Source organism: Sulfitobacter sp. OXR-159 (assembly GCF_034377145.1).
In the GTDB taxonomy this organism is placed as follows: Bacteria; Pseudomonadota; Alphaproteobacteria; order Rhodobacterales; family Rhodobacteraceae; genus Sulfitobacter.
Map to the genome: position 1 here is coordinate 832,064 of NZ_CP139707.1, position 13,114 is coordinate 845,177.

Below are 13,114 nucleotides of genomic sequence, written 5' to 3' on the forward strand. Positions count from 1 at the left end.
AGGCCCGTGCCCCGTGTTTACCCTTGGAAGGTTCGGGATGACTGACATCACCAATACGCCAACACGTGAATACGACGCGCAGCTGGGGGATTACTTCGCCCTGCTGAAACCGCGCGTCATGTCGCTTGTCGTCTTCACGGCCTTCGTGGGGCTGTTGGCCGCGCCGGTCTCGGTCAATCCCGTCATCGGCTTTTGCGCGATCTTATTCATCGCCATCGGCGGCGGCGCCTCGGGCGCGCTCAACATGTGGTGGGATGCCGATATCGACGCGGTGATGCGCCGCACGCGCGGGCGCCCGATCCCCTCGGGCCGGGTCCAACCCGGAGAGGCGCTGACCCTCGGTGTGGCGCTGTCGGGTCTGTCGGTGATGATGCTGGGCCTGGCGACCAACCTTCTGGCGGGGGGGATGTTGCTCTTTACCATCCTGTTCTACGCCGTGTTCTACACCATGTGGCTCAAGCGTTTGACGCCGCAGAACATTGTCATCGGCGGCGCCGCCGGGGCCTTTCCGCCGGTGATCGGCTGGGTCGCCGCGACGGGCAGCTTCTCGGTCGAGGCATGGCTGATGTTCGCGCTAATCTTCATGTGGACCCCGCCGCATTTCTGGGCGCTGGCGCTCTTCATGCGCTCTGACTACGACGATGCCAAAGTGCCCATGCTGACCGTGACCCACGGCCGTCCGGCGACGCGGCTGCACATCTTCGTCTACACGGTTCTGCTGGCCGCACTGGCCATTGGCACAGCCTTCACCGCCATCGGTGGGATCTTCTACTTCGCCGTGGCGCTGATCTTGAACGCCGCCTTCCTGCTGGGCGCTTACCGCATCTGGAAGCGGGACGAGGTCATGGCCGAGGGTGACGATTATGCCGAAGAGCGCAAGTTCTTCCGCCTGTCGCTGGCCTATCTCTTTTTGCACTTCGGGGCGATTCTGGGCGAAGCCGCCCTGCGTACCTTTGGTTTGGGGGGCTGGTGATGAGCTTTCGTCCTGAGCATGAACTGCACAAGCGCCGCCGGGGCCGCAATATCGGCGTAGGCCTGATGCTGGGTGCCTTCGTGGTGCTGATCATGGCGCTGACCTACGTCAAGATCACGCAAACGGATTTTGAATTGCCGGCCAATCAGCGTGAGGTGACCCAGTAATGGCGCTTTCCGGTCCTCAAAAAACAGTAATGCAAACCGTGAGTGTCGTGGTGCTGATGGGCGGTTTGGCTTGGGCATCTGTCCCTTTCTACGATTGGTTCTGCCGCGTGACAGGCTTCGGCGGGACGCCGGGGCAGGTATCGGCAGGCAGCGCGGATGTGCTGGACCAGACCGTCAAGGTCCGCTTTGACGGCTCGCTCAACGACGGCATGCCGTGGGAGTTCAAACCCGTGGTGCGTGAAATGGAAGTGCGGATCGGCGAGACCGGACTGGCCTTCTATGAAGCCTACAACCCCACCGACCATGCGGTCGCAGGGCAGGCGAGCTATAACGTGACCCCCTATACCGCCGGGCCGTTTTTCGAAAAGATCGACTGCTTTTGCTTTACCGAACAGGTGCTGGCACCGGGCGAGCGCGTGCAGATGCCGGTAAGCTTCTTCGTCGATCCGGAAATGGTCGAAGACCGCGATGGGAAGTTTGTACATACCATCACTCTGTCCTATACATTCTACGAAATTGACCTGCCCGAGGGCTATGCCGCCCTCGATCAGGACAGCGCCACAACAACGAATTAACGACCTGATTAAACAAAGGTGAGGGACCCGCAACCATGGCCCATGCAAAAAACCACGACTACCATATTCTCCCCCCCTCGACCTGGCCGCTTTTGGGGTCGGTAGGCGGATTTGCCATGCTGGCGGGCGCCGTCCTGTGGATGCACGGAATGACGCCCTTCGTCTTCTTGGGCGGGCTGGTCGCCACACTTTACGTCATGTTCGCATGGTGGTCCGAAGTGGTCTCTGAAAGCGAAGTGGGCGATCACACCGGTGTGGTGCGGATCGGCCTGCGCTATGGCTTCATCCTGTTCATCATGTCCGAAGTCATGTTCTTCGTCGCGTGGTTCTGGTCCTTCTTCAAACAGGCCCTTTACCCGATGTATGAGTATGTCGGCTCAGAGTACGTCCAGCCCGAAATCCACGCGGTTGACGCCTTTCACCTGCCGCTGATCAACACGCTGGTGCTGCTGCTGTCGGGCTGTGCCGTGACATGGGCCCACCACGCGCTGGCGCATGAGAACAACCGCAGGGACCTGATCTCGGGCCTGACCATCGCCGTGATCCTCGGCGTGCTCTTCACCGCGTTGCAGGCTTACGAATACTACGAACTGCTGGTCCATGACGATTGGACCTTCGGCGGCGATATGTATTTCTCCAGCTTCTTCATGGCGACCGGCTTCCACGGCTTCCACGTTGTGATCGGCACGATCTTCCTCTTCGTCTGCCTGCTGCGCGCCATGCGCGGCCACTTCACCCCCGAACGCCACGTCGGCTTCGAGGCGGCGGCGTGGTACTGGCACTTCGTTGACGTGGTCTGGCTGTTCCTCTTCTTTGCCGTCTACATGTGGGGCCAGCCCTAAACATAAGGCGGGGTTGCATCCGCGCCCCACACCCGTAAAACCCAAACGCGCGAAGCCCTCTTCGCGCGTTTGTCGTTTCAGCCAGAGAGATTCGAATGCGGCGCAGCCTGTTCTTCATCATCGTCGGCCTTGGCGGGGCAGCCATCCTCGTTGCACTCGGGGTCTGGCAGGTGCAGCGACTGGCATGGAAAGAGGCGATCATCGCCGATATCAACGCCCGGATCACCGCCGCTCCGGTGGCCTTGCCCCGCGATCCTGACCCACAAGCCGACGCCTATCTGCCCGTCACGGTCAGCGGAGAGATCGGGGCCGAGGCGCTGCATGTGCTGGTCAGCCAGAAGCAGAAAGGCGCAGGCTACCGTGTCATCGCGCCCATGACCTTGGAGGATAGCCGCCGCATCCTCGTCGACCTCGGCTTTACCGCCACAGCGAACAAAGACGCCATCGCCCCCGCGGGCAGCGCCACCCTGACCGGCAACTTGCAATGGCCCCAAGAGGTCGACAGTTTCACGCCCGAAGCCGACACCGAAAGCAACATCTGGTTCGCCCGGGATGTGGAGGTCATGGCTGACACGCTTAACACCGAGCCGCTCCTCGTCGTGGTCCGCGACGGCAGCGGGCCGGACCCCAAGATCACGCCGCTGCCCGTGGATACCGCCCGTATCCCCAACGATCACTTGCAATATGCGATCACCTGGTTTTCCCTCGCCGCCATCTGGCTGGCGATGACCGTTCTTTTCCTGCGCCGCCGCCGCGCCCCTGCAACGCCGAAAGTCGACTGACCCTATGCGCTATATCTCTACCCGTGGCTCCGCCCCCGTTCTGTCCTTCGAAGAGGCGATGCTGACCGGCCTTGCCCGTGACGGCGGGCTCTATGTGCCCGAAACCATCCCGACGCTTACGCCTGAGCAAATCAACGCCATGCAGGGCCAAAGCTACGAAGAGGTCGCCTTTACGGTTATGCGCCCCTTCATCGGCGACACGTTTACCGACGACGAATTCCGCGCCATCATCGCCCGCGCCTACGAGGGTTTCGGCCACACCGCCCGCGCACCCATGGTGCAATTGGCTCCGAACCACTTCCTGCTAGAACTCTTCCACGGCCCGACATTGGCGTTCAAAGACTTCGCCATGCAGTTGATCGGCCAGATGTTTCAGGCCGCTCTGGGTCGCAAGGGCGAGCGGGTGACCATCGTCGGCGCGACCTCGGGCGACACCGGCTCGGCCGCGATCGAAGCCTTCAAGGGGCTTGATAACGTCGATGTTTTCATCCTCTACCCGCATGGTCGGGTGTCTGACGTGCAGCGCCGCCAGATGACCACGCCAGCGGAGTCCAACGTCCACGCGCTGGCCATCGATGGCGATTTCGACGACTGCCAAGCGCGCCTGAAAGACATGTTCAACGATTTCGACTTCCGCGATTCCGTGCGGCTGGCAGGGGTGAACTCAATCAACTGGGGCAGGGTGCTGGCGCAGGTGGTTTACTACTTCACAGCCGCTACCAGCCTCGGCGCACCGGGCCGCGAAATCAGCTTCACCGTGCCCACCGGCAACTTCGGTGACATCTTTGCTGGCTACATCGCCAAACGCATGGGCCTGCCCATTGCCGATCTGGTCGTCGCCACCAACCAAAACGACATCCTGCACCGCTGTCTCTCAGGCCAAGGCTACCACAAAGGCGGCGTAACCCCGTCAATCAGCCCCTCGATGGACATCCAGGTCTCGTCCAATTTCGAACGCGCCCTTTTTGATGCATACGACCGCGACGCCGGGGCCGTGGCGCAACTGATGGACGAATTGGGGCAGGGCGGTTTCGATGTCTCCCAAGGCGCCATGCAGGCGCTGCAAGACACCTACCGCTCGGGCCGCGCCTCGGAAGAAGAAACCAGTGCCACCATCACCGACCGCCGCCGCACCACGGGCGAGCTGCTCTGCCCACATTCCGCCGTTGGCGTGAAAGTCGCAGATGAGCTGCGCGATCCGGCCACCCCGATGGTCACGCTGGCCACCGCGCATCCGGCCAAATTCCCCGACGCGGTGGAAGCCGCCACCGGCATTCGCCCGCCCCTGCCGCCGCGCATGGCGGACCTTTTCGACCGGGAAGAACGTTTCACCCGGCTGCCCAATGACCTCGACGCGCTGAAAGCGCATATCAAAGGAAACCTCCCCGCGTGAGCCTCAAACAGACCACATTGCCCAACGGCTTCCGGATCGTCACCGAACATATGGAGGGGCTCGCCTCCTCCGCCATCGGCGTCTGGGTGAACGCAGGCGCACGGCACGAAACGCCTCAACAAAACGGCATCGCGCATTTCCTTGAGCACATGGCCTTCAAGGGCACCGCCACCCGTTCGTCGCTGCAAATCGCCGAAGCGATCGAAGACGTGGGCGGCTATATCAACGCCTATACCTCGCGCGAAGTCACCGCCTATTACGCCCGCGTGCTGGAAAACGACGTGGCGCTCGGCCTCGACGTGATCGCCGATATACTGCGCAACCCGGTGCTGGACCCTTCTGAGGTTGAAGTCGAACGCGGCGTGATCCTGCAAGAGATCGGCCAAGCCCTCGACACGCCCGACGATGTGATCTTCGACTGGCTCCAAGAGCAGGCCTATCCAGATCAACCCATCGGCCGCACCATCCTCGGCCCGTCCGAACGTGTCTCGGCCTTCTCGCGCGACGATCTGCAACGCTTCATCGCGGACCACTACGGCCCCGAGCAGATGATCCTCTCGGCTGCCGGTGCCGTGGACCACGACAAGATCGTAAAACTAGCCGAAAGCCTCTTTGGCGACATGCCCTCGAAAAAGCTCTACCAGATCGACAGCGCCCGTTTCGGCGGGGGCGAGTTCCGGCAGGTCAAGCAGCTTGAACAGGCCCATTTCGCCCTTGGCTTTGAAAGCCCCGGCTACCGCTCGGATGACATCTACATCGCCCAAATCTACGCCTCTGCCTTGGGCGGCGGCATGTCTTCGCGCCTGTTCCAAGAGATCCGCGAGAACCGCGGCCTTTGCTATACGATCTTTGCCCAAGCCGGTGCCTATGCCGATACGGGCATGACCACGATCTACGCCGGCACCAGCGCCGAGCAATTGCCCGAACTGGCAAACATCACCATCGACGAGATGAAACGCGCGGCCTCTGACATGTCCCCCGCCGAAGTCGCCCGCGCCCGCGCCCAGATGAAAGCCGGGCTGCTGATGGGGCTGGAAAGCCCCTCGAACCGCGCCGAACGTCTGGCCCGCCTCATCCAAATCTGGGACCGCGTTCCGCCCCTCGAAGAGACCGTGGCCCAGATCGACGCCGTCACCACCGGCGATGTGCGCGATTTCGCCGAGCGCATGGCGACCCAAGCTCCGGCGGCGTTGGCCCTCTACGGCCCGGTCGACAGCGCACCAACGCTCGACGAGCTTCACAGCAGACGCGCCGCCTGATGCTGCTGGGGCGACGCAAACTGCGGATCGAAACGGAACGGCTGACCCTGCGTCCGCCGATCCATGCCGATTTCCGCGCCTGGTCCGCCCTGCGCCGCGCCAGCAACGACTACCTGCGCCCGTGGGAGCCGACATGGGCCGAGGATCACCTGACCCGCAAGGCTTTTACCAACCGTGTATATTGGGCGCAGCGCTCGGTGTCCTCGGGCAACGCCATGCCGCTCTTCCTGATCCGGCGCAGCGATCAAAATCTCGTCGGTGCGATCACCCTCGACAACATCCGCCGCGGTCCTGCTCAATCCGGCACCTTGGGCTATTGGACGGGCGAACCCTTCGCCCGCCAAGGCTACATGCGCGAGGCGATAGAGGCGACGGTGCATCAGGCCTTCACCCGGCTCGACCTGTCGCGCATCGAGGCCGCTTGCCTGCCAGAAAACCAAGCCTCCCGCGGCCTGCTTGAAAAGGCGGGCTTTAAATACGAAGGCGTCGCGCAGAGCTATCTGCAAATCGATGGCCGCTGGCGGACCCATGTGCTCTACGCCTCCCTGCGCAAAGATCGGCGCGGGCGCACGGACGTAGGCTAAGCCTCTGCGCGGAGCGCTCCGCTGCTGATACAAGCATCGCCGGGGCATTATTGCCCCGCCTCACGCCCCGCATTCTCCCAGCCGTTCCGGCGCTTTGCCCTTGCATCCGCGCGCCCCGCGCAGGATCAAAGGCCCATGACACTGAATCCCGCCGACACCGCCTTCATCGACGCCCTGCGCGCACAACTGCCAGACGATGTGCTGCGCGACCCCGAGCAGCGCTACCTCGAAGAACCCCGCGGCCGTTATGCAGGGCAGGGTGGCGTCTTGGCCCTGCCGCGCACCACCGAAGAGGTCGCCTCCCTGATCCGCGCCGCCCATGCCGCCCGCGTGCCGGTCGTGCCCTATGGCGGCGGCACCGGGCTTGTTGGCGGGCAGATCAGCAGCGATGGCCCGGCACCGCTGATCCTCTCCCTTGAGCGCATGAACCGCATCCGCGCCGTCCTGCCTGAAGAGAACGTACTGGTCGCCGAAGCGGGCGTCATCCTCGCCGATGTCCAAGCCGCCGCCGAAGAGGCAAACCGCCTCTTTCCCCTGTCCCTCGCTGCCGAAGGGACCGCGCGGATCGGCGGCACACTCTCGACCAACGCAGGCGGCACTGGCGTGCTGCGCTATGGCAATGCCCGCGACCTTTGCCTTGGCCTCGAAGCCGTCCTGCCTGACGGCCAAGTTTGGCACGGCCTCACCCGCCTGCGCAAAAACAACACCGGCTACGATCTGCGCAACCTGCTGATCGGTGCCGAAGGCACGCTCGGCGTGATCACCGCCGCCGCCCTCAAACTCTATGCGCGCCCCGCCCGCAGTGGCACCGCGTTGATGGTCGTCGAAAGCCCAGCCGCGGCGCTGACGCTCCTCTCCCTCGCGCGGGACCACTTGGGCGAAATGATCAGCGCTTTCGAACTGATGCACCGCAGAGGTTTCGATTTCCTTAACGAAACCCTGCCCAACATCCGCCAACCCTTCGCCGAAACCCCGCAATGGAGCGTCTTGATCGACATCGGCACCCCCGGAGAGATCGACACCGACGCCGCGCTAGAGGCGCTCTTCGCCGCAGCGCTTGACGCGGGCCTCGTCTCCGACGGCCTCATCGCGCAGAACGCCCAGCAGGCCCAAGACTTCTGGACCATCCGCGAAACCATCCCCGAGGCCAATCGCCTGATCGGCTCGGTCTCAAGCCACGACATCTCAGTGCCCCTCGGCGCGATCCCCGAATTCATCACCCGCGCCACCGATGCGCTCTCGGCACTCGGCGACTTCCGCATCAACTGTTTCGGTCATGTCGGGGACGGCAACCTGCACTACAACGTCTTCCCCGCGAAGGGCAGAAACCGCGCCGATTACGAAGGCCAGCGCGACGACGTGAAACGTCTGGTCCATGACCTCGTCCACGACCTCGGCGGTTCGTTCAGCGCGGAACATGGCGTGGGCCGCGTCAAGGTCGATGACCTCGAACGCTACGGCGACCCCGCCAAACTCACCGCCATGCGCGCCATCAAAACGGCGCTCGATCCCCAAGGCATCATGAACCCCGGCGCCGTCTTAAGGGCTTAAAGCCCGTCAAAAGCGCAGAGCGCATGCACCTCTTTGCCAAGCGCTTCCAAACGCTTGCGCCCGCCCAGTTCCGGCAGGTCGATGATAAAGGCGCAGGAAACGATCTCGCCGCCCAAACGCTCGATCAGTTTGATCCCGGCCTCCGCTGTGCCGCCGGTGGCCAAGAGATCATCCACCACCAAAACCTTCTCACCCGGCTTGATCGCATCGTCATGCAACTCGACAATGGCCTCGCCATATTCAAGCTTATATTCCTGACTGATCACCGTGCCGGGCAGCTTGCCCTTCTTGCGGATCGGCACGAAACCCACGCTCAACTGATGCGCAATCGCCCCGCCCAGAATAAAGCCACGCGCTTCGAGCCCCACCACCTTGTCGATATTGATCCCCGCATAGGGGTGCAGCATCTGGTCGATCGCCATGCGAAACCCGCGCGGATCGGCAAAAAGCGTTGTCACGTCACGAAACATGATCCCCTCATGGGGAAAATCTACGATCGTGCGAATATAATCCTGAACCTGTTTCATGCCGCCCTTCCGCGTGTTTGACCGGACCCGTCTTAGCGCAACGCGCCGCCCGGGCGAACCCCCCATCTGCGCCCGCCGCCCAACATCCGAAAAGGGGCACCAAACCCCCTCCCTTCATCCTTTCTTAAACACCTTCCGCACTCAGCCAAGCAGAACCGCCGCCCGCGGTCAAAGCATCCGCCCCGCCACCGCATCCAGCTTGGCCAGCAACTCAGGATCGCGCGCATCCGGCTGGGTTAGGATCGCAAACTCCAGCGCCCGGTCACAGCCATGCGGGCAGGGCGCGCGCTCGGCACCTAAAAGCGCGGGCAGTCGCGAGACCATGGCGCGGCCCTTGTCGGCATTGCCCATCAAGGTGGCGATGATCTGCGTTACATCCACCTCACCGTGATCCGGATGCCAGCTGTCATAGTCAGTAATCATTGCGACAGAGGCATAGCAAAGCTCGGCCTCGCGGGCGAGCTTTGCCTCGGGCATATTGGTCATGCCGATCACATCCGCGCCCCAGCTTTCGCGGTACATTTTCGATTCCGCCAATGTCGAGAACTGCGGCCCCTCCATTGCCAGATAAGTGCCGCCACGGTGCACGTTGATGCCCGCCTCCCGCGCGGCGGTCTCGCAGGCGTCGCTTAACCGCGGGCAGGTGGGATGGGCGACAGAGACATGCGCCACGCAGCCGGGGCCGAAAAAGCTTTTCTCGCGGGCCATGGTGCGGTCGATGAACTGATCGACGACCACGAAATCCCCCGGTGCCATTTCCTCGCGGAACGACCCGCAGGCGGAAACGCTTATCACATCCGTACAGCCCAATCGCTTAAGCGCGTCGATATTCGCGCGGTAGGGGACAGAGGTCGGCGTATGCACATGCCCCCGGCCATGGCGCGGCAGAAAGACCATGGCGACCCCGTTCAGCGTTCCGGTCAGCACCTGATCCGACGGCGCGCCCCAAGGAGTCTCAACCGTGACCCAATCGGCATCCTGAAGCCCGTCGATGTCGTAAATGCCGGAGCCGCCGATCACGGCGATTTTCGTATCTGTCATGGAGGGAGCCTGTGCCTTGGATGGTTGCCGGTAAGGCCCAAAGAACCTCATAGAATGCCACGGGGATCAAGTGTTTTTGCCAAGAGACGCGACACGTCTGCGTCAGGAGGTACCGGTCCTGCGCCGCTCACTCGGCCCGCAAAAGCGTTTCTGCATTGCAGCAAACTCTGCCCGAAGGGAGGCAATACGCTTTTCTTCGCGGCGAAATTCCTCTAGATGCAGCCAAAAGCGCCCCGCATCCGCGGTCAGGGCGCTATATTCGTTTTCCGAAAGTCAAAGGACGCCCCCATGCGCGCCACGCTGCACAATTTTGCCAAGAACCTTGATGTGACCGATCTGCGTTGGATGCCGGACGACGGTTTCTCCATCGGGCGGCTGCGCATCGAATTGCTGTCGGGGCTAACGGTGGCGCTGGCCTTGGTGCCCGAGGCGGTGGCTTTTGCTTTTGTCGCCGGGGTACACCCTCTGGTCGGGCTCTATGCTGCCTTCCTCGTCGGTCTCATCACCGCGCTGATCGGTGGTCGGCCGGGTATGATCTCGGGCGCCACAGGCGCGCTGGCAGTGGTCATGGTGGCCTTGGTAGCGCAGCATGGGGTTGAATACCTCTTTGCCACCGTGGTGCTGATGGGGCTTTTGCAGATCTTCGCAGGCGTCATGCAGTGGGGCAAATTCATCCGGCTGGTGCCGCATCCGGTGATGTTGGGCTTCGTCAACGGCCTTGCCATCGTGATTTTCCTTGCCCAGATGAGCCAGTTTAAAGTGCCCGGCACCATGGTCGATACCGGCCACGGCATGGGCGGTGGCGAATGGCTTTCGGGCCAGCCGCTCTACCTGATGCTGGCGCTGGTGGCGGCAACCATGGCGATCATCTGGATCACCCCGCGCATCACCAAACTGATCCCCGCGCCGCTTGCGGGCATCGGGGTTATTGCCGCTCTGGTGATCGGTTTCGGCCTCGACGTGCCGCGGGTGGGTGATCTGGCTTCGATCCAAGGCGGATTGCCGAGCTTGCACATCCCCATGGTGCCGCTGACGTGGGAGACGTTTGAGATCATCCTGCCTTACGCCGTGATCCTCGCCGCCATTGGCCTGATCGAAAGCTTGCTGACATTAAACCTTGTGGGTGATCTTACCGGAAAGCGCGGCGGCGCCAGCCAAGAGTGCATCGCCCAAGGTGTGGCCAACACGGTCACCGGTTTCTTCGGTGGCATGGGCGGCTGCGCGATGATCGGTCAGTCGATGATCAACGTGAAATCCGGTGGCCGCACCCGTGTTGCCGGGATCGCGGCGGCAGTGTTCTTGCTGCTTTTCATCCTCGTCGGGTCCTCGGTGATTGAACTTATCCCGCTTGCCGCTCTCGTTGGCGTGATGTTCATGGTGGTGATCGGCACCTTCGCTTGGAACTCGCTCACCATCTTGCGGAAAGTGCCGCTGATCGATGCCTTCGTTATCATTCTGGTGACGGTGGTGACCGTGATGGAGGACCTCGCCGTGGCGGTGGTCGTCGGTGTGATCGTCTCGGCGCTGGCCTATGCATGGAACAACGCGCGCCGTATCCATGCGACCACGCGGGGGTCAGTGACCGAAGAGGGCGCCAAGGTCTATGAGATCCACGGCCCGCTGTTCTTCGGCTCGTCCGATGGCTTTGCCGAGCTTTTCGACGTAGAGAACGACCCCGAGGTGGTGATCGTCGATTTCGCCGACAGCCGGGTGGTGGATCAATCCGCGCTACAGGCGATCGAGGCGATGGCCGCGAAATACGAGGCGGCGGGCAAGCGTCTGCAGTTGCGCCACCTGAGCCGCGATTGTCACCGGTTGCTGACCAAGGCGGGGCATCTGATGGTCGATAGCGATGACGACCCTGATTATGAACTGGCGGTTGATTACGATGTGCGCACCGGGGTTCTGGGCGGGCACTGAATAGAAAACCCGGCGCCAAGAGGTGCCGGGTTTTGTTTTTTGTTCGAGGTTACCACCGGCCCGGAATCAAGCCGAAGGCGCCGGGCCATCGCCTACCCGCCCGTCACGCCAAAGGCGTGCCGTATCATTCTGAGCGCACCTCCGGTGCGACCGGGTAGGCGATCCGGCGAGGCTAGGCGCGACATAGAGAACGCACATCACGACTGAACCATAAAGTGGCAGCTGGCATTGTCTCATCGCCGACCCGCGGGCAGGCGATACCCCTCGTCATTCAATCATCCGGTCGCTTCAACTCAAACACATCCCGCACCACCGTGTAATCACGATACCCCAGACGCGACAGCGGCTGGAACCGGGTCACGTCGAACCGCCCATCGACCACGCAATCGTCGCGCATATGCACGCCCACGACCTCGCCGAAGACCGCGAAATTCGCCTCGCCCGGCAATTGCATGATTTGTGTCAGCTTGCATTCGAGGCTGGCAGGCGCATTGGCCACCCGCGCGCAGGCGATCTGCTCACATTCGGCCTTGTCGATCCCGGCGCGGGCGAACTCATCCTCGCCATGGGGCAGGGTGGCCGAGGTCACGTTCATCACGTCGCGCGCCGCATATTCCACCACGTTTACGCAAAACACCCCGGTCTCGCGGATGTTGGCCACGGAATCCTTGGTGCCGTCCACGTCTTCCTTGGCGCTGGTCGAGGCGAACATCACCTGCGGCGGCACATAGGCCACAGCGTTAAAGAAAGAATAGGGTGCGAGGTTGTCGCGGCCCTGACCGTCACGGCTGGAGATCCAGCCGATAGGGCGCGGGGTGACGATGGCGTTGAACGGATTATGCGGCAGACCATGGCCGTCTTCTGGACGATAGAACATGAACACTCCTTGATGGTTTGCACCCATGGCTAGCCTCATGCTACGTCCAGCGCCACCCGCAATTGCTCCTGAAAGCCTCCGGCCTTGCATCAGACGCCCTACAAGATGACCCCGGAGGGGCCCGCTGACCATTGGGAGGTCGAAGCGCTTTACGACACCTGTTTCGCGCCGGGGCGCGAGGCGCTGTCGTCTTACCGGCTACGCGACGGCGTGCCGCCTGTGGCGGGGCTGAGCCATGTGGCGCGCGATAGCGGTGGGATTCTGGCAGGCGCGATCCGCTATTGGCCCGTGCGCATCGGCGCGGCGAACGCACTGTTACTTGGCCCGGTGGCGGTGCACCCCACAAGGCAAGGCGAAGGGCTGGGCGCGGCACTGATCGAAACCTCACTGGCGCAGGCGGCCCCGCTGGGGTGGGAACGTGTGATGCTGGTGGGCGATGCGCCTTACTACAACCGCTTTGGCTTTACCCTTCTGCAAGATGTCGAGATGCCCCCGCCCACGAACCCCGCGCGCATCTTGGGCCGCGCCTTAGCCGAGGGGGCTTGGGCCGGGGTCACCGGCAAGGTTCGCCGCTGGCACGATTGATTTTACCCCAGACCCGACCCACATTGAGCCTAAGCTCA

General features: G+C 62.7%; 14 protein-coding genes. 11 read left to right on the forward strand and 3 right to left on the reverse strand.

Going from position 1 to position 13,114, the window contains the following annotated elements; genetic code table 11:
- The first annotated feature begins 37 nt into the window (after positions 1–37).
- From cyoE to T8A63_RS04150, 9 genes are all read left to right on the forward strand, one after another.
- Positions 38–973, forward strand: coding sequence for a heme o synthase (gene cyoE / locus T8A63_RS04110; protein WP_067939903.1), 936 nt, complete (start codon positions 38–40; stop codon positions 971–973).
- Positions 973–1,140 carry a cytochrome C oxidase assembly protein gene (locus tag T8A63_RS04115; protein ID WP_067621905.1) on the forward strand — a complete coding sequence of 56 codons (168 nt, stop codon included), beginning with the start codon at positions 973–975 and terminating at the stop codon, positions 1,138–1,140. Before cyoE ends, T8A63_RS04115 begins: the two co-directional genes overlap by 1 nt.
- Positions 1,140–1,715 carry a cytochrome c oxidase assembly protein gene (locus T8A63_RS04120; RefSeq protein ID WP_067621902.1) on the forward strand — a complete coding sequence of 192 codons (576 nt, stop codon included), beginning with the start codon at positions 1,140–1,142 and terminating at the stop codon, positions 1,713–1,715. Before T8A63_RS04115 ends, T8A63_RS04120 begins: the two co-directional genes overlap by 1 nt.
- Before the next feature lie 35 nt (positions 1,716–1,750).
- Entirely contained in the window at positions 1,751–2,557 is an 807-nt protein-coding gene (locus tag T8A63_RS04125) for a cytochrome c oxidase subunit 3 (RefSeq protein ID WP_067621899.1), read from the forward strand.
- 95 nt (positions 2,558–2,652) lie between these two features.
- Complete coding sequence (locus T8A63_RS04130) at positions 2,653–3,339, forward strand: SURF1 family protein (protein ID WP_132444370.1); 687 nt, start codon at positions 2,653–2,655, stop codon at positions 3,337–3,339.
- Between the two features lie 4 nt (positions 3,340–3,343).
- Positions 3,344–4,732, forward strand: a complete 1,389-nt coding sequence (gene thrC, locus T8A63_RS04135) for a threonine synthase (protein WP_067939899.1) — start codon at positions 3,344–3,346, stop codon at positions 4,730–4,732.
- Positions 4,729–5,991: a M16 family metallopeptidase gene (locus T8A63_RS04140; protein ID WP_067621889.1), complete on the forward strand. Its 1,263-nt coding sequence runs from the start codon at positions 4,729–4,731 to the stop codon at positions 5,989–5,991. The genes thrC and T8A63_RS04140 overlap by 4 nt, the downstream gene beginning before the upstream one ends.
- Positions 5,991–6,575: a GNAT family N-acetyltransferase gene (locus T8A63_RS04145; protein WP_067621886.1), complete on the forward strand. Its 585-nt coding sequence runs from the start codon at positions 5,991–5,993 to the stop codon at positions 6,573–6,575. The genes T8A63_RS04140 and T8A63_RS04145 overlap by 1 nt, the downstream gene beginning before the upstream one ends.
- Before the next feature lie 135 nt (positions 6,576–6,710).
- Complete coding sequence (locus T8A63_RS04150; RefSeq protein ID WP_322345056.1) at positions 6,711–8,126, forward strand: FAD-binding oxidoreductase; 1,416 nt, start codon at positions 6,711–6,713, stop codon at positions 8,124–8,126.
- Here the strand turns inward: T8A63_RS04150 and T8A63_RS04155 are convergent.
- The gene (locus T8A63_RS04155; protein WP_067939895.1) at positions 8,123–8,653 is read right to left on the reverse strand and encodes an adenine phosphoribosyltransferase; all 531 of its coding nucleotides are present in this window, start codon (positions 8,651–8,653) and stop codon (positions 8,123–8,125) included. The two genes, T8A63_RS04150 and T8A63_RS04155, sit on opposite strands and share 4 nt — an antisense overlap.
- A gap of 168 nt (positions 8,654–8,821) precedes the next feature.
- Entirely contained in the window at positions 8,822–9,694 is an 873-nt protein-coding gene (locus tag T8A63_RS04160; protein ID WP_067627332.1) for an S-methyl-5'-thioadenosine phosphorylase, read from the reverse strand.
- A gap of 288 nt (positions 9,695–9,982) precedes the next feature.
- Here T8A63_RS04160 and T8A63_RS04165 point away from each other — a divergent pair, with 288 nt between their 5' ends.
- On the forward strand, positions 9,983–11,614 hold the full coding sequence (locus tag T8A63_RS04165; protein ID WP_317390686.1) for a SulP family inorganic anion transporter: 1,632 nt from the start codon (positions 9,983–9,985) through the stop codon (positions 11,612–11,614).
- Positions 11,615–11,885: 271 nt separating this feature from the next.
- Here T8A63_RS04165 and T8A63_RS04170 read toward each other — a convergent pair whose 3' ends face one another.
- The gene (locus tag T8A63_RS04170; protein ID WP_322345057.1) at positions 11,886–12,491 is read right to left on the reverse strand and encodes a flavin reductase family protein; all 606 of its coding nucleotides are present in this window, start codon (positions 12,489–12,491) and stop codon (positions 11,886–11,888) included.
- A 105-nt stretch (positions 12,492–12,596) separates the two neighbouring features.
- Here T8A63_RS04170 and T8A63_RS04175 point away from each other — a divergent pair, with 105 nt between their 5' ends.
- Entirely contained in the window at positions 12,597–13,076 is a 480-nt protein-coding gene (locus T8A63_RS04175; protein WP_067939910.1) for a GNAT family N-acetyltransferase, read from the forward strand.
- The last annotated feature ends 38 nt before the right edge of the window (positions 13,077–13,114 follow it).